24 protein-coding genes are annotated in these 19,456 nt (G+C 61.8%); 2 read left to right on the forward strand and 22 right to left on the reverse strand.

Annotated features, from left to right (window positions below; genetic code table 11):
• Positions 1-34 precede the first annotated feature (34 nt).
• From tilS to ruvC, 13 genes are all read right to left on the reverse strand, one after another.
• Positions 35-1,285, reverse strand: coding sequence for a tRNA lysidine(34) synthetase TilS (gene tilS, locus Q1A85_RS10640; RefSeq protein ID WP_299688330.1), 1,251 nt, complete (start codon positions 1,283-1,285; stop codon positions 35-37).
• Entirely contained in the window at positions 1,286-2,110 is an 825-nt protein-coding gene (gene ybgF / locus Q1A85_RS10645; RefSeq protein WP_299688333.1) for a tol-pal system protein YbgF, read from the reverse strand. It lies immediately after the preceding gene.
• A gap of 5 nt (positions 2,111-2,115) precedes the next feature.
• The gene (pal, locus tag Q1A85_RS10650) at positions 2,116-2,628 is read right to left on the reverse strand and encodes a peptidoglycan-associated lipoprotein Pal (protein WP_299688336.1); all 513 of its coding nucleotides are present in this window, start codon (positions 2,626-2,628) and stop codon (positions 2,116-2,118) included.
• 99 nt (positions 2,629-2,727) lie between these two features.
• Positions 2,728-4,044 (reverse strand): Tol-Pal system beta propeller repeat protein TolB, encoded by a 1,317-nt coding sequence (gene tolB, locus Q1A85_RS10655; protein ID WP_299688339.1) that lies wholly within the window; start codon positions 4,042-4,044, stop codon positions 2,728-2,730.
• On the reverse strand, positions 4,041-5,141 hold the full coding sequence (locus Q1A85_RS10660; RefSeq protein WP_366140577.1) for an energy transducer TonB: 1,101 nt from the start codon (positions 5,139-5,141) through the stop codon (positions 4,041-4,043). The genes tolB and Q1A85_RS10660 overlap by 4 nt, the downstream gene beginning before the upstream one ends.
• A gap of 9 nt (positions 5,142-5,150) precedes the next feature.
• Entirely contained in the window at positions 5,151-5,630 is a 480-nt protein-coding gene (tolR, locus tag Q1A85_RS10665; RefSeq protein WP_299688345.1) for a protein TolR, read from the reverse strand.
• A 3-nt stretch (positions 5,631-5,633) separates the two neighbouring features.
• Entirely contained in the window at positions 5,634-6,329 is a 696-nt protein-coding gene (tolQ, locus tag Q1A85_RS10670; RefSeq protein WP_299688349.1) for a protein TolQ, read from the reverse strand.
• A gap of 102 nt (positions 6,330-6,431) precedes the next feature.
• Positions 6,432-6,824 (reverse strand): YbgC/FadM family acyl-CoA thioesterase, encoded by a 393-nt coding sequence (locus Q1A85_RS10675; protein WP_299688352.1) that lies wholly within the window; start codon positions 6,822-6,824, stop codon positions 6,432-6,434.
• Between the two features lie 13 nt (positions 6,825-6,837).
• A complete protein-coding gene (locus Q1A85_RS10680; protein WP_299688355.1) occupies positions 6,838-7,206 on the reverse strand; it encodes a hypothetical protein in 369 nt (122 codons plus the stop codon).
• Positions 7,203-7,829, reverse strand: a complete 627-nt coding sequence (locus tag Q1A85_RS10685) for a hypothetical protein (RefSeq protein ID WP_299688358.1) — start codon at positions 7,827-7,829, stop codon at positions 7,203-7,205. The genes Q1A85_RS10680 and Q1A85_RS10685 overlap by 4 nt, the downstream gene beginning before the upstream one ends.
• Before the next feature lie 105 nt (positions 7,830-7,934).
• A complete protein-coding gene (ruvB, locus tag Q1A85_RS10690) occupies positions 7,935-8,957 on the reverse strand; it encodes a Holliday junction branch migration DNA helicase RuvB (protein ID WP_299688361.1) in 1,023 nt (340 codons plus the stop codon).
• Positions 8,958-8,963: 6 nt separating this feature from the next.
• A complete protein-coding gene (gene ruvA / locus Q1A85_RS10695) occupies positions 8,964-9,620 on the reverse strand; it encodes a Holliday junction branch migration protein RuvA (protein ID WP_299688364.1) in 657 nt (218 codons plus the stop codon).
• Positions 9,617-10,120 (reverse strand): crossover junction endodeoxyribonuclease RuvC, encoded by a 504-nt coding sequence (ruvC, locus tag Q1A85_RS10700; protein WP_299688367.1) that lies wholly within the window; start codon positions 10,118-10,120, stop codon positions 9,617-9,619. Before ruvC ends, ruvA begins: the two co-directional genes overlap by 4 nt.
• A 346-nt stretch (positions 10,121-10,466) precedes the next feature.
• On the opposite strand from ruvC, the gene Q1A85_RS10705 reads away from it, so the two are divergent.
• Entirely contained in the window at positions 10,467-10,673 is a 207-nt protein-coding gene (locus Q1A85_RS10705) for a DUF1127 domain-containing protein (protein ID WP_299688370.1), read from the forward strand.
• A 102-nt stretch (positions 10,674-10,775) separates the two neighbouring features.
• On the opposite strand, the gene Q1A85_RS10710 is transcribed toward Q1A85_RS10705, so the two are convergent.
• The 4 genes from Q1A85_RS10710 to Q1A85_RS10725 all read right to left on the reverse strand — a co-directional run bounded on the left by Q1A85_RS10710 (position 10,776) and on the right by Q1A85_RS10725 (position 14,710).
• The gene (locus Q1A85_RS10710; protein WP_299688373.1) at positions 10,776-11,114 is read right to left on the reverse strand and encodes a hypothetical protein; all 339 of its coding nucleotides are present in this window, start codon (positions 11,112-11,114) and stop codon (positions 10,776-10,778) included.
• Positions 11,115-11,229: 115 nt separating this feature from the next.
• Positions 11,230-12,096 (reverse strand): 50S ribosomal protein L11 methyltransferase, encoded by an 867-nt coding sequence (locus tag Q1A85_RS10715; RefSeq protein ID WP_299688376.1) that lies wholly within the window; start codon positions 12,094-12,096, stop codon positions 11,230-11,232.
• Complete coding sequence (locus tag Q1A85_RS10720) at positions 12,096-13,481, reverse strand: MATE family efflux transporter (RefSeq protein ID WP_299688379.1); 1,386 nt, start codon at positions 13,479-13,481, stop codon at positions 12,096-12,098. The genes Q1A85_RS10715 and Q1A85_RS10720 overlap by 1 nt, the downstream gene beginning before the upstream one ends.
• On the reverse strand, positions 13,478-14,710 hold the full coding sequence (locus Q1A85_RS10725; RefSeq protein WP_299688383.1) for an MFS transporter: 1,233 nt from the start codon (positions 14,708-14,710) through the stop codon (positions 13,478-13,480). Before Q1A85_RS10725 ends, Q1A85_RS10720 begins: the two co-directional genes overlap by 4 nt.
• 124 nt (positions 14,711-14,834) lie before the next feature.
• Here Q1A85_RS10725 and Q1A85_RS10730 point away from each other — a divergent pair, with 124 nt between their 5' ends.
• Positions 14,835-15,290, forward strand: coding sequence for a methylated-DNA--[protein]-cysteine S-methyltransferase (locus Q1A85_RS10730; protein WP_299688386.1), 456 nt, complete (start codon positions 14,835-14,837; stop codon positions 15,288-15,290).
• Positions 15,291-15,336: 46 nt separating this feature from the next.
• Here Q1A85_RS10730 and Q1A85_RS10735 read toward each other — a convergent pair whose 3' ends face one another.
• The 5 genes from Q1A85_RS10735 to fsa form a co-directional block, all read right to left on the reverse strand.
• The gene (locus Q1A85_RS10735; RefSeq protein WP_299688389.1) at positions 15,337-16,029 is read right to left on the reverse strand and encodes a CDP-alcohol phosphatidyltransferase family protein; all 693 of its coding nucleotides are present in this window, start codon (positions 16,027-16,029) and stop codon (positions 15,337-15,339) included.
• Positions 16,030-16,120: 91 nt separating this feature from the next.
• On the reverse strand, positions 16,121-16,711 hold the full coding sequence (locus Q1A85_RS10740; protein ID WP_299688392.1) for a cytochrome P460 family protein: 591 nt from the start codon (positions 16,709-16,711) through the stop codon (positions 16,121-16,123).
• 120 nt (positions 16,712-16,831) lie between these two features.
• On the reverse strand, positions 16,832-17,752 hold the full coding sequence (locus Q1A85_RS10745; protein WP_299688395.1) for a tyrosine recombinase XerC: 921 nt from the start codon (positions 17,750-17,752) through the stop codon (positions 16,832-16,834).
• Positions 17,749-18,456 carry a DUF484 family protein gene (locus Q1A85_RS10750; protein WP_299688398.1) on the reverse strand — a complete coding sequence of 236 codons (708 nt, stop codon included), beginning with the start codon at positions 18,454-18,456 and terminating at the stop codon, positions 17,749-17,751. The genes Q1A85_RS10745 and Q1A85_RS10750 overlap by 4 nt, the downstream gene beginning before the upstream one ends.
• A 316-nt stretch (positions 18,457-18,772) precedes the next feature.
• Positions 18,773-19,426 carry a fructose-6-phosphate aldolase gene (fsa, locus tag Q1A85_RS10755; protein ID WP_299688401.1) on the reverse strand — a complete coding sequence of 218 codons (654 nt, stop codon included), beginning with the start codon at positions 19,424-19,426 and terminating at the stop codon, positions 18,773-18,775.
• Positions 19,427-19,456 lie beyond the last annotated feature (30 nt).

The raw sequence follows: 19,456 nt of genomic DNA on the forward strand, positions 1-19,456 counted from the left end.
TGTCTGCCACAAGATAGACATGCAGGCGTTATGTTCAATGCGATAAAAGTGCGGCGAAAAAGCCATCCGCCCCACCTTCCAACTCTGCGGTCCAATCGCCGTCGGACGCTACGACAGGTGCACAAATCAGGGTGCCATCATACCACGCCGCAGGTGTGACCGCCAATGCGGCCCGTGGAACGCCCAGATCTCGCCAGTCCTCGAAGGTCGACAGCGCATCGAACCCCAGCGCCCGAACAACAATGTCCGGGTCATCTTCGGGGCCATCAATGGTCCATCGGTCGTCCCAAGCGTCGCCCACTTCGGCCTCGATCTCGGACACGGCGTTTAGTTCACGGAAAATCCAGACGCGCCCGCCTTCCTGCGATATCTGGCAGCCTTCGAGGGTGATTGTCCGCCCTTCTCCGATCGCGTCGAGGACCCGCGCGATACCGTCCCGGCGCGCCGGGTAGTAATGACCCGACAGCCACTTGAGGCTGTGGATCAACAGGCGGCGCTTGATCTCTACGGGTTGCGCGCGGAACAGGTTCAGCTGCATGGACACGGCGCCCGCTTCGATCTGGATCAGGTCGCGGGCCACGAGGAACGCCTGCCAATCCAGCGCCTCGCGGGCTTGTTTCATATGCGCGGTGACGTCCACCAGCGCCTCGATCCCGATGCCGAGCGTTTCCAGCACAGTCATGGCGTCACGCACCCGAATGCGTTCGAAATCACGGTTGCGGTTGCTGGGATCGTCCACCCACGTCAGACCCGCCGCTTGCAGGTACAGGCGCAGCGCATCGCGCCTTGTGTTCAGAAACGGGCGCAGCCATGTGATGCCATGCCGCACTGATCGTGGGGACATGGCGCTGAGCCCATCCACACCGGCAGAGCGCGCCAGCCGCATCAAAAACGTTTCGGCCTGATCGTCGGCGGTGTGCGCCAGTGCGATGTAATCGATCTGTTGCGCATACGCCCAGTCGGCCAAAAGCTCATACCGGCCATCGCGCGCCTCGGCCTGCATGTTGCCAGCCCCATCCCAGCCCGACCAGAATTCCAGATGATGCTGCAAGCCGAGTTTTTGGCAGAGGCTCGTGACCACTGCCACTTCGTGTTTGAATTCCGGGCGCAATCCGTGGTCGATGGTGATGACGTGCAGCTCAATCTGGCGGTCAATCGCATAGCGCGCCATCGCCGACAAAAGAGCAATGGAATCCCCGCCCCCCGAGACCGCGACCGCCATCTTGTCCGGTGGGCGATTGCCCACCACGTCCTCAATCGCTGTTAGCAAAGGGGTGATGAGCACTCACGAACACCCGAAATTCTGCATGGCCGATTGTGCGTCAGTGACTGACGCAGCAGCGGGAAAACGCACGCCGACCTCGGCCAGCGTCACACATGCCTCTTGGGTTTGACCGAGACGGCCCAGAGCCGCGCCCAGACGATATAGAGCCTCCGGCGCGTGCTGGCCCTGCTGGTCGAGGCTGAAGGCCGACAGATAGGCCCGCGCGCCTTGCCGCACGTCCCCCAGCCCTTCGAGCGCCTCGCCTTTGCGCAACTCCGCCTCTACTGAGAGGGGGCTGCCCGGGTAGGTCGCATTAAAGGTCTCAAACTGGTCTGCGGCGGCGCGAAAGTCACCGGATGCGAGCGCCTCCTGCGCCCGCTCGAAATCCGCCCGTTCCTGTTCGGCCAACTGTGTTTCAGGCTGCGGGGCCGGAGCAATGGCTGGGGGTGTGGGGGCGTCGCCGCCGCCAAGGCTGGGCGTGTCGCCCAACGCGCCGATGTCGCATCCGGTCTCAAGCTCGCACAGTCGGAATTCAAGATCACCGATCCTGTTGGTGCCGTCCGTGACCACGCGGTTGATGCGAAACTCAAGCTCTTCTGTCTTGGACGTAAGGCGCTGCAACTCCGCTTCGATAGCGTTCAGACGATCCAGAGCGCCCGCACCGGCAAGGTTGCTGCTGGCCCCGCCAGTTGTCGACAGTTCGCGGCGCAAACGCTGCACTTCGACAAACAGGACCGTCATCTCCTGCCGGATATCGGCAAGCGTTTCGGCGTCCTGCGCCAGCACGCCAGTGCCGGGCAGTGCCAGCGCCGCGGCAATCACCAGAGGGGCAAACCAACGCGACATCAGGATCAGCCTGTCAGGCCGCCTGCCAGCACGGTCACCGCGCGGCGGTTCTTGGCATAGCAGGCCTCGTTGCTGCAAACCTCAATTGGGCGTTCTTTGCCATAGCTGACCACTTGCAAGCGACCCGCCTGAACGCCTTGGCTGACCAGATAGGCCCGGGCGGCATCAGCGCGTCGTGCCCCAAGGGCAAGGTTATATTCGCGGGTGCCCTGTTCGTCGGCATGGCCTTCGATCACGGCGGTGAAATCCGCGTTCTGCAACAACCAGACGGCTTGCCCGTCAAGCGTGGCGCGCCCTTCGGGCGTCAGGGTCGACTGGTCCACGGCAAACAGCACGCGGTCGCCCACGGCCTGCTGGAAATAGGCGACTGAGGTTGGATCGGATGCGCTGCCCGGGACAACGCCGCCGCCACCCAGACCCGCATTGCTGGTGACATCGTCGCCGCCAAAGCGGCCCGGATCGGTACAGGCTGCCACGCTGAGCACGGCGCAGATCATCAATATGGATTTCAGTGTCATGGGGCTCGGCCTCTCTTGCACGTGTGTTTTTGTCTACGTGGGTCTTACTGCTGTTGGGACGGTATCACGATTGTACGTCCATGAAAATGCACCCTCAGATCAACGCTGGAGCGGCCCCCAAGACGGGTCGGACCCGCCTTCGGGGGTGCGCACGGGGCGCAGGTTCCGGCCCGTGATGTCCACGGAATAAAGGGTCGAACGGCCTGCCGCGCCTTGGGTCTCGCGGGCGAACATGATGACACGACCATTTGGTGACCATGTGGGTCCTTCATCAAGGAAAGATGCGGTCAGCAAGCGTTCTTCGGACCCGTCGATCCGCATCACACCGATATGGAACCGCCCCTTGGACTGCTTGGTGAAGGCGATCAGGTCGCCACGCGGGCTCCAGACCGGCGTGCCGTAGCGGCCTTCGCCAAAGGAAATGCGCCGCGCCTCGCCCCCGCCTGCGGGCATGATATACAACTGCTGACTGCCTGACCGGTCGCTTTCAAAAACGATCTGACTGCCATCGGGGCTAAAGCTGGGTGCGGTTTCGATGGACGGCGCGCTGGTCAGCCGCTGCGACTGGCCGGAATTGATGTCCATCGCCCAGATATCCGTGTTCGCGCCTTGGCTCAGCGAATAGACCACCGTCTGCCCGTTGGGGGCAAAGCGCGGTGCAAAGCTCATCGTGCCTTGCTGGCTTTCCAGCACGCGTTGCTGCACCGACCCGACGTCAAGCACGTAGATGCGCGGAAACCCGGTCTCGTAACTGGTGTAAAGTACGCGGTTGCCATCCGCAGAGAACCGCGGCGCCAGCACAATTGCTTCGGAACCGGTGAGGTACTGCACATTGGCACCGTCGTAATCCATGATCGCCAGTCGCTTGCGGCGTTCGTTCTTGGGGCCGGTTTCCGACACGTAGACAACCCGGCTGTCAAAATAGCCCGTCTCGCCGGTGATGCGGGAATAGACCACGTCTGCCACCTTGTGCGCGATGCGCCGCCAGCCATCCGTGGTGCCGGCAAATTGCAGGCCCTCACCCAGCTCAGTGTCCGAAAACACATCGTGCAGGCGGAATTTCACTGTAACCTGATCGCCAATCACCGTCACGGCCCCGGTCACCAGCGCCTGTGCGTTGATCGCCTTCCAGTCGGCATATTGGACCGGGGCGATAAAGCTGGTGATCTGGCTAATATAAGCGTCTGCCGGGATTTCGCGGAACAGGCCCGTGCCCGCAAGATCGGCAGCGATCACGCGGCTCAGTTGCTGGCCCATCGCGGCGGCCTCGGCGTTTTCCGGCACGAGGTTCGGAATTGCGACCGGAAGGGGTTCGATCACCCCTTCGGTGATCTCGATCCGCAGGGGGCCGTTTTGTGCGGCGACGGACGTGACCCCAAAGGCCACCATAACGATCAGAAGCAAACGGAACATCATTTGATACGCATCCTTTCGGGATTGAACGTCATCTCGATTTCTTTCCACTGGCCATATTTCTCGGCCGGAAGGGAATAGCCATCGCGGGTACAGCGGATAATTGCGCGGCGCGCCGCCTCAAAGGCTTGGTTTGCCGCTGACTGGCTGCCGCCCGAGCTGGACAGCAAGCGGATCGAGGCGACAACCGGCTTGCCGCTCTGTTCCATATCGACACCAACCACAACCGTGGTCCCAAGCGCTTCGGTCGACAATGACCCCACGTTCCAGCAAGACGACACCGCCACGCGCAGCGCTTCTTTCTCGCCATTGGACAGCGGCGGACCTTGCGGCACGGTTTCATCCTCACCACCACCTAAGATCCCGGCCAGCGCATCCTCAACCGCATCGGACGTGTCTTCGGGTTGTGCGGCGGGTTGCGGATCGGACGTTGTATCCGGCGTTGTTTGGGTTGTGCGTGTTGGCGCGCTGGGGCGACGGCTGGGCGGGCGCAGGGAGGACTGTGGGGCACCTGACGGCTCTTCGGCTTCGGTCACGATCTGGTCGCTGGCCTCTTCGGGCGCGGTTGCCTCTTGTTCTTCGGCCTGCGTTTCGCCGCCGTCATCGTTTGTCACGGCCTCTTGCTCGACCACGTCCGGAGTTGCGTCCGGATCGGGCGCTTCGACCACGTCCGGCGCAACACGGTCCGAGGCTTCGGGTACTGGTGTGTCGGCCACTTCGGGCGCGTCGATCTGTGGTGTCTCGGGCGTCGGCAGGCTGGGCGCTTCGTCTACCACCTCCGGCTCCGGTTCCGGCGCGGGCGGCTCCGGCAGGGTTTCTGGTTCCGGCTCGGGCGTGGGCTGAGGCTGTTCTGATGTGACCTCGGTATCGGGGGTTGGCGTCTCGATTGGGTCGGGTAAAACTTGGGGCTCTTGGGGCAGCGCCACCTCTGTCGGTGCGGCAGGCTCGGGGCCTGCGCTTAACAGAGCCTCAAACGCATCGGTGGAAATCACCGACACCTCCGTCACCTCAAAGGGCAATGGTTCGGACTGGAACGACCCGCCAAGGATCAGCCAGCCGATCAGCCCCACATGGGCCGCGCCCGATATGACCTGCCCCACATGCACGCGTCACTGCCCCTCACCGTCAAGGGTCGGACCGCCGATATCCGTCACAAGGCCGATATTCGAAAAACCGCCCGCATTGAGCGCACCCATGACTTCCATGACTTGCGCATAGGCCACGGCACCGTCGGCACGCAGGAACACACGGTCACTGTCACGTTCGGCTGCAATCCCGCGCAAACGTACGACAAGCTCCTCCCGCGGCACAGATGTTGTCTGAATCTGAACGTCCCCATCGCCAGTGATGGTGACGGTCAGCGGCTCTTCCTGATCGGTGGGCAGGGCACTTGCCGCCGTGCGCGGCAATTCTACCGGCACGCCCACGGTCAACAGGGGTGCCGCCACCATAAAGATAATGAGCAGCACCATCATCACATCCACAAACGGCGTCACGTTGATCTCAGCCATCGGCTGGGACCGTCTGCGCCTGCGGCGGCGGCCACCGCCTCCGGCACCCGCGTCCTTTTGCATCACGCCTGCGCCCATGGCCTAACCGTCCAACTGGCGGCTGAGGATGGTGGCGAATTCATCGGCAAAGGCCTCATAGCCCGCCACGATGCGGTCACTGTCGGCACTGAGCTTGTTGTAGAAGATCACCGCCGGGATCGCCGCCAGCAGGCCAAGGCCCGTGGCCAAAAGCGCCTCGGCAATGCCGGGGGCCACGACGGCAAGGTTGGTGTTCTGCTGTTCGGCAATTTCGATAAAGGCGTTCATGATGCCCACCACGGTGCCAAAAAGGCCAATGAACGGCGCCGAAGACCCGATGGTGGCCAGCACCGTCAGCCCGTTTTGCAACCGCTCGCCCTCCTTGGCGATGGCCACATCCATGCTGCGGTCGATCCGCGAGGTGGCATTGGCAATCAGCCCACCATCCTCCTTGTGCGAGCGCTGCCACTCGACCATGCCAGCGGCAAACACTTTTTCCGATGCGCCGCTGGGTTCCGGTCCGATCTGCTCGAACAGCCCGTCCAGCGGCTCACCCGACCAGAACGCCCGGTCAAACCGGTCCGCTTCGGACCGCGCCGCCCGGTACAGCAGCCATTTCTGAATGATAACCGCCCAAGCCCAGAACGATGCAATGATCAGCATGATCATTACCAGCTTCACCGTCAGGGTCGCGCGCAAGAACAGCCCCCACATCGAGAAATCAACCTCGTGCGCGAGCGCAAGTGTCTCTGCTTCCATACTGCCTGCTCTTTGTTATGGGCGTGTTTATGGGTGCCCTTGTTGCGCGGGAATATACGTCAGGCGAAAGGGGAAAGCTATCACTTCGGCGTCAGACCGCCCTTAATTCGCGCCCATTGCGCGGATTTCTGCGGGCAAACGCACCGGCTTGCCCGCTGTGGTCATGGTGACGGCAATGACATGCGCACGAAAGAGCGGCGTGTCGCCGCGCCGGACCTCCTGATCGAACGTCCAGCGCACCGGGCTGGCGGCCTGATGTGTGGTGACCACAATCAGCCGGTCGCCCATCCGTGCAGGCGATAGGTAATCTGCCTCAACCCGCGTAACGACAAACACAAGCCCCTGCGCCTTCATCGCATTCTGGTCCAGACCGCACGCTTCGACGATCTCCGACCGCGCCCGCTCGATGTAGCGCAGGTAGTTGGCATAGTAGACAACGCCGGCCATGTCGGTGTCTTCGTAATAGACGGTCAGGGGAAAATGATGCGGGGTCATGGGCGCAACTCTGTCACCGCAGCCCCCACAGGACAACCGCGATCAGCACAACCACCAGCGCAGCGCCCGCGACATGAGAACGCCGGTCGGCACGCTGCAAGTCGTCCTGCATTTCGCTCAACAGATTGCGAAAGACATAAAGTGAGGACCAGCCGATCAGCATCGCAAAGGCCAGCACCACAATAACCAAAGCGCTCGGGTCCGCCCGGTAAAAGTAAAAGGCAACCGGCAACAGAAAGGGCGCGAGCAAAAGCCACATGCGCGTGTCGACCACCCACTGCCACGACGGCGCTGCTGCGGACAGAGCGATGAGATAGGCCAGCCCTCGGCCCAAAAGGTAGACCGCAATGGCCAGCCACAGCGCCAGCACCACAGCGGTCACTGCAGCACCCCCAAACGGGCCGCCAGACGCAGTGCATGGGATGGATCTGCAGCGGCAACCGGCATGACCGGATCGTAGGCCGCCCGGACCAGCGCAGCAATCTCGGGCCGCAAAACGGTTGTCTGCCCGGCAACCGCCAGCGGGGAACGATCCCGGAATGCCATGTCGGACCACAGAAGAACGGATTGCACCACTTGGCTCAATGCAAGCGTCTCGGCGGGCACATTGCGCAGATGCACATCCATGCGAAGAAAGACAAAACAGGCCTGAACAGCGCCTGCATCATCAAAGCGAAAAATCCGGTATTGGTTGGCATCCGCGGTCTGCAACCGCTCCACCAAAGGCACAAGATCGGGCACCAACCGGTCCAGCCCCGGCACCTCCGGCAACTCGGCCCAGTCCTCGAAAAAGAACCACATGAAATTTGCGCCCAGTTCCGGGTCCGTCTCCGCCATGTCCAGTGCGGCAAGCTGGCAGACTGCCTCAATTGCACCTCTCACCGTGCCCAGCGTCGTATCCTCAACACCAAACACAACTGGCGCCAATGGCCGCCCCCACCGGGCAAAGGCATAATCGCCGCTCTCACGGGTAAACAGCGCTTTGATCTCATCCGTCGTCAACATAGCGCGGGACCTAGCGCGGCTCGCCCCAAAGGGAAAGCCTCGAGCGTTGCGCGCCAAAGGGATGGTGGGTGGGGTGTCGTTCGTCAGAACGCACGTCACCCATCATCATTCGAACAAATCACCCGCCCGTCGCGGCGCATCCAATCCCAGATGCCGCCACGCGCCCGCTGCCAACAATCGCCCGCGCGGGGTCCGCTGTATCAACCCTTGTTGCAATAAATACGGCTCGATCACTTCCTCCAGCGCATCGCGGCTCTCGCTCAGAGCCGCACTCAAGGTCTCGACACCGACCGGCCCGCCGCCATAATGCTCTGCCATCAGCCGCAAATATCGCCGGTCGGCCCCATCAAGGCCCAGATGATCCACACCCAACCGGGTCAGCGCCGCGTCCGCCAACTCCTGCGTCACCCGTCCATCCCCCTCGACCACTGCAAAATCGACGACCCGACGCAACAGACGCCCCGCAATCCGCGGGGTGCCCCGCGCCCGGCGTGCGATCTCGCGCGCGGCTCCCTCATCCGCAGGCGCGCCCAGCTTGGTTGCATTGCGGTCCACGATCACGAACAACTCGTCCTCGGTGTAAAACTGCAACCGCGTCGGTATCCCGAAACGGTCGCGCAAGGGCGTGGTCAACAGGCCCATCCGTGTGGTTGCCCCCACCAGCGTAAAGGGTTGCAATTCAATGCGCACGGTTCGCGCCGCAGGCCCCTCGCCAATGACGAGGTCCAGCTCAAAATCCTCCAGCGCGGGGTATAGCACCTCTTCGACGGCCGGGTTCAGCCGGTGTATCTCGTCGATGAACAGCACATCGCGCGCCTCAAGATTGGTGAGGATGGCGGCCAGATCGCCCGCTTTGGCCAGCACCGGACCGGATGTCATTCGAAACCCCACACCCAACTCCCGCGCCATAATTTGCGCCAGCGTCGTCTTGCCCAGACCGGGGGGGCCGTGAAACAGCGTATGGTCCATTGCTTCGCCGCGCTGACGCGCCGACTGAATGAACACGCGCAGGTTCGCCCGCGCCTCTGCCTGCCCGACGAACTCGTCCAGCATTTGCGGGCGCAATGCCCGGTCGACATCCTCTGGCAAGGGCGCAGGCCGCAGCGTCGGGTCAGAGCTGTCGGTCATTGCGCCCTACCCCTTTGGTGCCAGCAATTTGAGGGCGGCGCGGATCAGCGTCGCCTCATCCGCGTCCGGCGCATCGCCTGCCGCTTGCGCCACCGCTGCGGCGGCTTCGGACGGCCCGTAACCCAGATTGCCCAAGGCCGACAACGCATCCGCCTGCGCCGATGATGCCGGCGCAGCCATCACGACCGGCTCGATCACCGCATCCGCGTCTGCCGCGGTCTCGCCCAAGGCCGCGGCCACACTGCCGCTCATCGCCATGACTGCCGGAGCCTTGTCCTTGAGGTCCAGCACGATCCGCTGCGCGATCTTCGGGCCGATGCCCTTCGCGGCCTTCACGGCGTTCCAATCCCCCAATGCAATCGCACGGCTGACTCCATCCGGCCCAAGCGTGCCCAGTATTGCCAAAGACGCCTTGGCCCCGACCCCCTGCACCGACATCAAAAGCCGGTGCCATTCCTTTTCCACCAATGTGGGAAAGCCAAAAAGCTGCATCAGGTCTTCGCGCACAACCAAATCGGTAAAAAGCGCAATCGCCTCACCCGTGCCGGGCAGCCCGGCCATGGTCCGGTCCGAACAAAACACCAGATAACCCACGCCGCGCACATCGAGCAGAATGTGATCCGTGGCCTTGTAATCGATGCGCCCCGACAGCTTGCCAATCATGCCTGCGCCCGCGCCAAAGCGGCCACCAGACCAGAACCCCCCCCGTGATGCGCATGGCAGATGGCAATGGCCAGCGCATCGGCTGCATCCGGTCCGGCCAGATCAACTCCGGGCAGTTGCACGCGCACCATATGCGCCACTTGCCGTTTGTCTGCATGGCCCACACCCACAACGGTCTTTTTGACCGCGTTGGGCGCATATTCCCCGATCAGAAGCCCGGCCTGCGCCAGCGCCAGCATCGCCACTCCGCGCGCCTGCCCCAGCTTGAGCGTGCCCGCCCCGTCCTTGTTCACGAAAGTCTGTTCGATGGCCGCACCCTCGGGCACATACGTACCCAAAACAGTCTCCAACTGCCGAAAGAGAGACAGCAGCCGCGCCGCCAGATCGTCGCCCTCGGAATGACACACGCCATTGGCCACATGCCGCAGGCGCGAGCCCTCGGCCGCGATCACGCCCCAGCCCATGTGCCGCAAGCCCGGATCAATTCCCAAAATGCGCATGTTGCTGCCCTCACCTGCCGACTTTCCGGCATTTTGCCTTGCCTAGCACGAAACGCGAACATCCGAAAAGCCCTAACAATTTGAACAACCCAACGGGCCGACCCACACCAGCTTGTCCCCCAACGCCACAAAAGGTGTCCAAAAAACGACGCGCCCTAGCTGAACGCGACATATATCGGTGCAGATTTTGCAAATCTTTGCAGTGGGTTAACCACAGTATTGACCCATGCAAAAATATCATGGCGGGCATGATCTTTTTGATCTTGCGAGGTGCATTCACCCCGCCTACATGCCCCTCATCTGGTTGAGACACTCAACCGCAAACACTAGACAAAGGATTGCTGCAATGGCTGCTTTTGACACCACCCGCCCCGCTTATGGCGCTGCTCCCGTTGCAGGCCAGATCAAAGGCTTCTTCTCGGCCCTGATCGCGAAATACGTCGCATGGAACGATGCACGTGTGACCCGCAATGCCCTGCACGGCCTGACCGACCGCGAACTCGAAGATATCGGTCTGACCCGCGGCGACATCGACGTTGTTGCCACCAAATAAATTCGGGCACCTGCCCGACACGACAAAAGCCGCGTGCGCATTGGCGTCACGCGGCTTTTTTGTGGCCTGTTCGATCTGAGGGCCTGGCCAGCCTGTGCAGGCTCAGGTCAAGGGTTCGATAAAACCTGCGAGGAATGTCGTAAGTGGTTCGGTTTGCATGACCCAAGCACCGGCCTGCTCCACCATTGTGCCATTGCCCAACTTGGCGACACGTTCGTTGTAGGTCACCTCGCCCAGGGAGGCGAGCATGAAGCCCTTGAAGGCAAAAAAACCAAGAACCAGAACCAGCAGACCACGCAGCGGAAAACCACGGCGCATTGCGCGCTTGGGTTTGACCACAATGAGGCCGTCGCCGCGCATCTCGGTGGTGTATCCGTGTGACATTGCCTTGTGCTGGCGCTGAACCGTGCCCACACGTGTCTGAAAATCGACCTGAGTCATCTTGGCAGCCCTAAAACCCTTACAACAGGCCCCCACCTGATACCCGACTAAGATCACCCTGAATTGTGGCGAAATCTGGGCAAATGCCTAAAACTGAGCTAAAATCAGTGTAAAATCAGGCAAGTTTAAGAAGGGTCAGGGTCGACCAGTCACCAATACGGTCATGGTGCACCAGACTGTTTCCGTGTTGTTGATAATCCTCGATCACCGCCTCGGCCTGGTCGTTCAGAATACCGGACAAAATGGCGTGGCCACCGGGGGTGAGTCGCGCGGTGAGGTCTGCGGCCAGCGCAATCAGCGGCCCTTTTAGGATGTTGGCAAAGATCAAATCGAACGGCCCTGCCAACGCCGCGTGGTCAAAACCTGCCGCCTCGACCACCTGAACGCGCGATTGCATGTCATTGGCCCGCAGATTGGCCTCTGCCACTTCGACCGCTTGTGCGTCGATATCGCTTGCAAGCACCGGATGTGGCCAGATGGCAGCCGCGGCCATGGCCAGCACGGCTGTGCCACATCCGATGTCGACAACCTGCCGCGCCTCGCCCCCGTCAGTGACCAGCCGGTCGAGCGCGTTGAGGCATCCAAGCGTCGTGCCATGATGCCCGGTGCCAAAGGCCATTGCCGCTTCGATCAGCAGAGGATGCTTGCCAGCGGGGATCTTGTCCGCATCGTGACTGCCGTAGACAAAGAAGCGGCCCGCCTCCACCGGGGCCAGTTCCCGCCGGACATGCGCCACCCAATCGGTTTCAGGCAGTTCGGACACCGTAAACGGTTTGGCGTTCAGCGCCGTGGTCAGCAACAGCAGCGCGGTCTGGTCCGGGCTTTCGGTAAAGTATCCGCCGACCTCCCACAGGCCCGAGCCGTCTTCGACCTCGAACACGCCGACGCCGGTGGGCTCGGGTGTCAACGCTTCCATAGCGTCGCCCAATTGTTCGGCCTGTGCCTTGCCGTGCACGGTGGTAAGGGCGGTCCAGGTGGGCATCAGCGTCTCCGGTATCTGTCGGTGTTGGGCCATGGGCGGGGTGGCGCAGGTGTGACCTGTACGTCAGGCCCCAGACGCGCCACATAACGCCAGCCCCAAAGCGCTGCAAGCCCGCCCACAAGTGCCCCGGCAAGGGCCTGACCGTAGATGACGCCTGCCGCCCCGAACCCGGTGGCCAGCCACGCGGCCGCTGGCCAGCTGAGCAGACCGTCCTTGACCCAGCCCACCAGAGTCGAGCGCAATGGCTGGCCAAGGTTATTGAACGCAGCGTTCGCCACAAAGAGCGCGCCGACAAATACAAACCCGCCGACGCCAACACGTGTAAAGCCGCGCAGCACATCCTCGCCCTGTCCGCTCAGTCCGAAGGCGTCGATGATCAGCGGCGTGGCGGCCAACAACACCGCCCACATCACCACCGTGTAGATCAAGCAAAAGATCAGTGCATCGCGATAGGTGCTACGCAAGCGCGGATAAAGGCCTGCACCATAGTTTTGGCCAAAGATACCACCAATCGCGCCCGACAGCGCAAAGATGCCACCAAAGGCCAGGACGGTCAGGCGGCTGACCACGGCCCACGCGGCAACAGCGTCGTCTCCGAACGGGGCCATGACGATGGTGAGCAGATAGTTGCCTGCGGGCGTCGCCATCTGTGTGGCAATGGCCGGGGCCGCAACGGCAACATAAAGCGGAAGTGTGGACCGGACGCCGGCCCAGTCGGGTCGCGCAATCAGGTCAAGTTGCACAACAGCAAAGAACAGCCCCAACCCCATGAGCGCAAAGCGAAACAGCACAAGGCCAAGCGCAGCACCATCCAGTCCCATCCCCCACCAGATGATAAAGATCGGGTCGAGAACCATCAGCACCATGCCGGATGTCAGCGTGACGTACATCGCCTTGGCGCCATAGCCTTCGGCGCGGAGTGTGCCCGACGCGACAAGAGCGACCGCCATCGGCATCAGCGACCAGACCGTCAGGCCCAGATAGCGCGCCGCAAGGCGGGCCGTTTCCCCATCGGCCCCGGCAAAGCTCACCAGATCATGTCGAAACGCAAAGATCAGCGCCGCCACGCCCCCTTGGACTGCCGTGGCTATGGCCATCGCGGCCCCCGCCTGCGTGCGAGCGACCGTCCTGTCCCCTTCGCCAATGCGGCGCGACACAAGGGCCGTGGCTGCGATCATCAACCCCACGCCAATGGAGACGGAGAAGAACTGGATTGCATAAGCAAAGCCTATGGCCGCGACCAGTTGTGGCTGACCCAATTGCGACAGCCAAAACAGGTTTGCCGCATCCACAAGAAAGACAAAGGTAATGCCAAAGGCCCCAGTCGCGGTCATGCGCACCACGTGCCCCATTGTTGATCCGGTCAGAAAGCGGCCTTGGCTCATTCGGCGGGGGTCGGACGCGGACCGGGCAGGCGCGTTTCATGCCCCGGTTCGGGGTGGCGCGGGATCAACATGGCCAGTGCCAACGACGTCGCCGCCATGCCAGCAGCAAGAAAAAACACAGCCGCGGGCGAGAACAACCACAGCAGCCCCAGCGGAACGGGCAGACCGACCGCCGCGATGTGATTGATAGTGAATGCAACGGCTGCGGTCGGGGCGATATCCTGCGGATCGGCGATTTTCTGGAAATACGTCTTCAGCGCCAGTGCCAGCCCGAAAAAGATATGGTCCAGCACATAAAGCACCGCAGCAACGATCAGGCCCCAGCCAAAGTAGTACACCCCGCCATATGACAGGAAGACGATGACGAGGCCCACATATTCGAACGCAAGCGCCCGTTGCTCGCCATAACGCGCCACGATCCGGCCCAGCAACGGTGCCACGATAATGTTCACCACGAGGTTGATGAGGTAGAGCGCGGTCAACTCATGCACCTCGAACCCAAACTTTTCGACCATCATGAACCCTGCAAATACCATGAAGATCTGCCGACGCGCGCCCGACATGAATTGCAGCGCATAATAAAGCCAGTAGCGGCGGCGCAGCACAAATGTCTTGAGTTGAGGTGTGGGCGCTTCGAATTGCGGATAGGCCAACATGGCAAATAGCGCGATGGCCACCGTGATCCCGCCGCCCACCATATAGACGATGTTGTAGGTCAGCCCCAGCGGCTCCCACAGGATCATGATGACAAAATAGACAAGGAAGGTCGCAACCGACCCTGCCGCCAGCAACCAGCCCAGCATCTGCGGGGCACGCTCCTTGGACAGCCATTGCAACTGCAGCGATTGGTTGACCGTCTCGTAATAGTGAAAGCCCACTGAGCTGATGAAGGTCAGCACAAGGATGCCGGTCATCTGCGGGAATTGTGCGGTCAGCGCGGTGGCCGCCCCCAGCATGATGAGCGACAGCAGCCCCAGCACCTGCTCGCGCATGAACATGATCACAACGATCACCCCAACGGCGAGAAAGCCGGGGATCTCACGGATGGCGTGCAGCAGGCCAATGTCCGCGCCATCGAAATTCGCGGCCTCCACCACAAAGTTGTTCAGCAGTGCCAGCCACACGGAAAAGCCGATGGGCATGGCAAAGGCCATGAGGAACAAAAGCGTCACGGGACGGCGCCAGAATGGCAACGTCTGGGCCTGATCCAGTGGGACGTAGCGCGGCATGTGGTTCGCTTACGCCTTTTGCCAAAGGTTGGCGAGGCGACATTTGCGCAAGGCAGTCTGCGCCAAAGCACAAAGGCGCAGCATCCGGATTGCCGATCCGGCGAATTCGGGCAAGATGTCGTGCATGAAACACTGCGATATCACCACCCAATTCGGCGCACTGACGTTGACCGAGGACGACGGCGCGCTGGTCCGGCTCAGCTGGGGCACATCCGGGCAGCGCGATGCGTCACCGGTTCTCGACGCGGCGGCAGAACAGCTGGCGGCCTACGATGCTGACAGCGCCGCGTTGTTCGACCTGCCCCTCCGGATCAGCGGCGGCGATCTGCAACAGGCGGTGTGCAACGCAATGCAGAACATCCCGCTGGGCGAGACCATGACCTATGGCGACATTGCGCAGGCGTTGAACGTCTCGGCGCAGGCGGTCGGACAAGCCTGCGGGCGCAACCCGATCCCGATCATCATCCCCTGCCACCGTGTGATGGGAGCCAAGGGTCTGACCGGGTTTTCCGGCGCAGGCGGGGTCGAGACAAAGCTGGCACTGCTCAAACACGAGGGCGCGGGCGGCTTCCTGATCTGACATGTCGCGGGTCGCATCGGTGCGGCAGCGCAGCGGTAGCCTGCCGTTATCCGCGTTGCGGCAATAGCTGCTGTGCGATGCCCGCCAGAACGAGATAGATCGACGTGACGATCAAGCCCCAATGCGCCCAGCTTTCAGGGTGGAAGTCCACCCATGCCGCCCACGCGGCAAAGCCCGTCCATGCCAGCGCCATCGGCAAGGTCAAGGGCCGCCAGCGCGCCGTGCGCACCGGATGCACAAACTTGAGCGGCACGAACATCGCCACTGCCAGCACCGTCACAAGCGTCAGACTGACCCAAAAGTTCGGCTCAAGCGCAAAGATCACCAACACCACCATATTCCAGCAGCCCGGAAACCCGGAAAAGGAATTGTCCTTTGTTTTCATCCGCGTGTCGGCAAAATACATGGCCGACGCAAAGGTGATGACGATGATCGCGACCCACCCCGTCCAGCCATCCATCAGCCCGGACGAAAACAGCGCAAAGGCCGGAATGAATACGTAAGTCAGATAGTCGATGATCAGGTCGAGCAATACGCCATCGAACTCGGGCGCGTTTGTCTTTACGTCATATTTGCGTGCCAGCGGGCCGTCGACTCCGTCCACCGCAAACGCCACGACAAGCCACATGAACATGATGTCCCACTGGGCGTTCACAGCCGCCAACATGGCCAACATGGCAAACACCGCACCCGTGGCGGTCAGCAAATGAACGCACAGCGCGTACAATCGGTTCGTCATCATCACTGCGTCATGGTGCATCATGGCCCGGGATGCAAATGCAAATCCGCGCCCCCGTGGGAACGCGAATGGACCTGTGACATAACGGTGATCAGTTGGTGGAAGCGCCCAAGCGGACCTCTTCGAGCGGGTAGCCCAAATAGTCCTGCGCCTCCCAGCCTGCGTGGCAATCGTGGCAGAAGGATTGCTTGACCTTCATCACCTTGCCGTTGGGTTGCAGACCCGCATATAGCCATCCGGCTGTGTCCGGTGCGTCATCCGTGCCGACCTTTGTCATAATGAAGAGCGGGCCGGGGCGCGCGGCCTTTTTCTTGATCGAGACGGTGATGGATTCTTTGGCGAGGATCGAGCCGACAGGCATTTCGACCCCCTCGTCGGCGAATTTCAGGTATTGGTCTGCCGCGATGTCATTCGCAAAGGTGTTCAGCAGGCGGTTGCCGTGGGGACCTGCGACGCCCGGACGTGTCGCCGTCGGAGCCCAGCTGCGGTAGGTGCTGCCGATCTCATCGCCCTCTTTGGCGTAACCCGTCGCCATCTTGTCCTTGAGGCAATCGTACAAGACGTTGATGGCCGCCTCATCAAGGTCAAAGGCGTCTTCGACGGTCACGGCGTTGCAATCGGCTGCGCTGGCGGTGCCTGCGGCGGTGCATAGCACGGCTGCAATGGCGAGCTTGCGGATCATGTTGGGGTCCCCTTTAGGCTTTTGCTTGGTATGCGGCGGTATGCCGTGGCGCAGTGTGCCATATGTGCGCGCGCATCCCTGATCACCTTTGCCGCACGTTTGCGTGATGTTGCGGCGGGATCAGGCCTTGGGGTGGGCGCGTTTATAAACGTCCATCAGGCGCACGGTATCGACGGCCGTATAGGCTTGCGTGGTGGACAGTGACGCATGGCCCAGCAGTTCTTGTATCGCGCGCAGATCGCCGCCCGCATTCAGCAGGTGGGTGGCAAAGCTGTGGCGCATTGCGTGCGGCGTGGCCGAGGCGGGCAGGCCCAGTTGCATCCGCGCTGATGCCATCACCTTTTGAATGGCCCTTGGGCTTAGCGGGCCGCCCCGGACGCCACGAAACAGTGGCGTGTCGGGGTGCAGCATATGCGGGCACACAGCGATGTAGTCATCAACCGCGGAGCGTGCGGCGTCGATCACTGGCACAATCCGCTCCTTGCCGCCCTTGCCGACAATCCGCATCACCTGTGGCAACGGTGCGTCCCCCGCTTGCAGGCTCAGCGCTTCGGAAATCCGCAGACCACACCCCCACAGCAGCGTCAGCACAGCTACGTCACGCACACCGACCCATGGCTTGTCCGTTTGCAGCGGTACAAGGTCGATCATGTCGCGCGCGGCATCTTCGGCCAGCGGGCGCGGCAGTTTCTTGGTGAATTTGGGCGCGCGGGTGCTGAGCACGGCGGTCGGCTCGAACCCCTCGCGCGCGGCGAGCCATTTGTAGAAACTTTTGACCGCCGACAATTTGCGCGCCAGCGACCGCGGCCCCACGCCACCCGACCGCGTTTGCGCCATCCACGCCCGCATGTCCTGCGTGCTGATCCGCGCCAGCGCACCCAGCCCCTGACTTTGCCCGGAATGCACTGTCATGAATGACAGAAACTCGGTCACGTCGCGGCCATAGGCAAGAACGGTGTTCTCGGCAGCCCCCTTGAGGCTGCGCTGATGGGACAAAAACGCCTCGAGCGCATCGCGCGCGGCAGGCGAGATCAGGCTCATCCCAACCAGCGGCGCATGGCCCGCTCGAACACACCGCCAAAAAAGGCAAGCAGGTCCGTGCCCTGCTGCGGGCCGAACATGTGCGGGTCTTCGGCGCCCATGACCAAAAGGCCGGGCAAACGCCCCTCACCGAAATCAAGTTTCAGGCACGCCTCGGACCGGACCCAATGGCCGTCCTCGCCGTATATTTCAGGCGCGGGGTCTTGCACTTGGCGCAGGGTTACCTGCCGCACCGTGCCGCCGCGACCAAGTGTCAGATAGGTGTCGATAAAGCCCGGTTCAGCCACATTGAGCACATCGCCCAGACGTTTGACGGCTGGGTCATTGTCGTTCTGTACGGACTCGAGCACCAGCTTGACCGCGTCCACGCGCAGAATTTCAGCCACTTCGCCACCCAGATCCCGCAAGAAAGGTTCGAAATCGGCCGGATCCAGCATACGCAGGATCGCCCGATGTATCTGATTGGTGCCAGCGAGGTTTTCATAGGCCGCCGCAATGACGGACCGGTGAGTGTCCTCAAGCCGATCCAAACGCGCCTCGAGCCGTTCCATGGCGAGGCCGCGCAAATCCACGATATTGCCACCCATCGCGCGCTCGTTCGCGGCGATCAAAGCGTGCATCAAATCCTTGTCGTCCAAAATGACGTCAGGTCGCGAAATAATCGCCTCGCGCAGGGCGTCATCGATTTTGGGCTGACTGCTCATTGCCATACTCTTTATCGTTTCGGGGTCTATAACATGCAGGCGCAGCGGAATCTGCCCCGAAGTTCCATAAAATTGCCGGGCCGAATGCATCTGTTGCCATTCCGCGTCAGCGCAAAGACGGGGAAGGCGCAAAGACTTCTCCCCGTGATTGAAAAATCGCGATGTTCCATATGCCGCTCATGACAGGAACACCCAACGCATCCGCTCACGGAACGGGACCGACGCATTTTCCGCTCGGGCCTGACGCGCTGCGGGTGCTCCTGCGGCGGGCCGGAACGTCTTGATCCCCAATGGGACGGACCGGCCCGTATCTATCTCAGACGATCTTGATGTCGGCCTTCGCAGCGTCCTTCAGAAACTGCTCCAGCCCTTTGTCGGTCAACGGGTGGCCTGCGAGTTTCTTGATCACATCAGGCGGCGCGGTCATCACGTCGGCACCGATTTTGGCGCAGTCCTGAACATGGTTTACCGACCGGATTGACGCCGCAAGAATCTGCGTCTCGAACCCGTAATTGTCGTAGATGGTGCGGATATCCTCGATCAGGTCCAGACCGTCGATGGACATGTCGTCCAAGCGTCCGATGAAGGGTGAGATGAATGTGGCCCCGGCCTTGGCGGCCAGGAGTGCCTGATTGCCCGAGAAACACAGCGTTACGTTGACCATGTTGCCCTCCCCCGAAAGCACCTTGCACGCTTTGAGCCCGTCCCAGGTGAGCGGCAATTTCACGGCGATATTGTCGGCGATTGTCGCCAGCTTGCGGCCCTCTGCGATCATGTCATCTGCATCTGTCGCGACGACTTCGGCGCTGACCGGACCGTCGACCAGATCACAGATTTCCTTGGTCACTTCGAGGATGTCGCGCCCGGACTTCAGGATCAGTGACGGGTTGGTGGTGACCCCATCCACCATACCAGTGTCGTTCAACTCGGCGATGGCGTCGATCTCGGCAGTGTCGACAAAGAATTTCATGTTTGCCCCCTCTTGATGGCTTGGCGTACG

The organism is uncultured Tateyamaria sp. (assembly GCF_947503385.1).
Classification (GTDB): domain Bacteria; phylum Pseudomonadota; class Alphaproteobacteria; order Rhodobacterales; family Rhodobacteraceae; genus Tateyamaria.

Coding starts and splice junctions, on each gene's coding strand:
- ybgF (WP_299688333.1), bottom strand. CDS start 2,110: ATGTCGCGTTGGTTTGCCCCTCTGGTGATTGCCGCGGCGCTGGCACTG.
- pal (WP_299688336.1), bottom strand. CDS start 2,628: ATGACACTGAAATCCATATTGATGATCTGCGCCGTGCTCAGCGTGGCA.
- tolB (WP_299688339.1), bottom strand. CDS start 4,044: ATGATGTTCCGTTTGCTTCTGATCGTTATGGTGGCCTTTGGGGTCACG.
- tolR (WP_299688345.1), bottom strand. CDS start 5,630: ATGGGCGCAGGCGTGATGCAAAAGGACGCGGGTGCCGGAGGCGGTGGC.
- tolQ (WP_299688349.1), bottom strand. CDS start 6,329: ATGGAAGCAGAGACACTTGCGCTCGCGCACGAGGTTGATTTCTCGATG.
- Q1A85_RS10675 (WP_299688352.1), bottom strand. CDS start 6,824: ATGACCCCGCATCATTTTCCCCTGACCGTCTATTACGAAGACACCGAC.
- Q1A85_RS10685 (WP_299688358.1), bottom strand. CDS start 7,829: ATGTTGACGACGGATGAGATCAAAGCGCTGTTTACCCGTGAGAGCGGC.
- ruvB (WP_299688361.1), bottom strand. CDS start 8,957: ATGACCGACAGCTCTGACCCGACGCTGCGGCCTGCGCCCTTGCCAGAG.
- ruvA (WP_299688364.1), bottom strand. CDS start 9,620: ATGATTGGCAAGCTGTCGGGGCGCATCGATTACAAGGCCACGGATCAC.
- ruvC (WP_299688367.1), bottom strand. CDS start 10,120: ATGCGCATTTTGGGAATTGATCCGGGCTTGCGGCACATGGGCTGGGGC.
- Q1A85_RS10705 (WP_299688370.1), top strand. CDS start 10,467: ATGGCTGCTTTTGACACCACCCGCCCCGCTTATGGCGCTGCTCCCGTT.
- Q1A85_RS10710 (WP_299688373.1), bottom strand. CDS start 11,114: ATGACTCAGGTCGATTTTCAGACACGTGTGGGCACGGTTCAGCGCCAG.
- Q1A85_RS10715 (WP_299688376.1), bottom strand. CDS start 12,096: ATGCCCACCTGGACCGCCCTTACCACCGTGCACGGCAAGGCACAGGCC.
- Q1A85_RS10720 (WP_299688379.1), bottom strand. CDS start 13,481: ATGAGCCAAGGCCGCTTTCTGACCGGATCAACAATGGGGCACGTGGTG.
- Q1A85_RS10725 (WP_299688383.1), bottom strand. CDS start 14,710: ATGCCGCGCTACGTCCCACTGGATCAGGCCCAGACGTTGCCATTCTGG.
- Q1A85_RS10730 (WP_299688386.1), top strand. CDS start 14,835: ATGAAACACTGCGATATCACCACCCAATTCGGCGCACTGACGTTGACC.
- Q1A85_RS10735 (WP_299688389.1), bottom strand. CDS start 16,029: ATGACGAACCGATTGTACGCGCTGTGCGTTCATTTGCTGACCGCCACG.
- Q1A85_RS10740 (WP_299688392.1), bottom strand. CDS start 16,711: ATGATCCGCAAGCTCGCCATTGCAGCCGTGCTATGCACCGCCGCAGGC.
- Q1A85_RS10745 (WP_299688395.1), bottom strand. CDS start 17,752: ATGAGCCTGATCTCGCCTGCCGCGCGCGATGCGCTCGAGGCGTTTTTG.
- Q1A85_RS10750 (WP_299688398.1), bottom strand. CDS start 18,456: ATGAGCAGTCAGCCCAAAATCGATGACGCCCTGCGCGAGGCGATTATT.
- fsa (WP_299688401.1), bottom strand. CDS start 19,426: ATGAAATTCTTTGTCGACACTGCCGAGATCGACGCCATCGCCGAGTTG.